Annotated in this window: 1 protein-coding gene; it reads left to right on the top strand. The window is 59.0% G+C overall.

What is annotated here, in order from left to right:
- Positions 1–153 precede the first annotated feature (153 nt).
- Positions 154–1,001: hypothetical protein (locus tag IEW63_RS14520; protein WP_188637346.1), on the top strand; the 848-nt coding region annotated here is incomplete at its 3' end.

The following is a 1,001-nucleotide window of genomic DNA, read 5'->3' as shown; positions in this document are numbered from 1 at the left end:
TGGATTAAATTTCCGCAGGGATGGAAGCCTTGTGCTGAGGAGGAAACACCCGAGGGCACATGGGTGTGGTGCAGAAACCCGCCGACATTCAGAACTTTCTCAATGGGCGGAAAAGAATGCACCGTCTATCCCAACTGCAAGGAGTGACCAGGGATGACTGATACGACCTCCGGGAAGGGTGTTGAGCCATCAGTGCTCCGCAAAGGGAATCTGCTGATCCTGTCGCTGGTCATGGTCTTGCTCGGCGGCTGCACCCTGACCGGCTCACTGGCCAAGGAAGGCGTGCTGTCCCTGACCGAGCGTGAAGGCCGTGAACGCTTTATCCTGACTGGCGAGCTGCCAGCGCATTTCTCGATTCAGGCGACCGCCTACTTCTCGCCGGACAACCCCGAGCGCTGTCAGGTATACAGCATCGGCCAGGGGCGAGAGGTGACCCGCGAACTCATCACCCAATACACGACCACCTACCATGATCATCCCGCAGACTTCAGCATGGATATTCCGCTGACCTACCACATCGGGTTGTGTAACGGGACGCTGCGGCGGGTGGCTTTACAGTTTATTGGTCGCTATGGCCAGCAACGCTGGCAGGATGATGCCGCCTATGGCGGGCTTGCAATTGTTGATAGCCGGCCGGCGCAGGCGCCACCGTTCGACCGCGACGGCACTCTGACGGTCCGCGGCTACTGCACCTGGTTGTTCCAGATCAGCAAGCTGCAGCTTGAACTGAGCAAACTGCTCAGCTGTTCCGAGCCGGACGAGCACTGGCAACTCGATCCGGACTTTGCCAAGCGTCGTTCGGTTGGCACGGTGCTGGGGCGCGATGAGCTGGCGGGCAAGACGGTACGGCTGGAACTGCGGGTTAATCCGGAGGAGCGACCTGCCATGCGTGAGACGTGGATTAAATTTCCGCAGGGATGGAAGCCTTGTGCTGAGGAGGAAACACCCGAGGGCACATGGGTGTGGTGCAGAAACCCGCCGACATTCAGAACTTTCTCAAT

This window comes from Halopseudomonas pertucinogena (assembly GCF_014646575.1).
Lineage (GTDB): Bacteria > Pseudomonadota > Gammaproteobacteria > Pseudomonadales > Pseudomonadaceae > Halopseudomonas > Halopseudomonas pertucinogena.
This window is presented reverse-complemented; position numbering and strand designations above follow the sequence as displayed.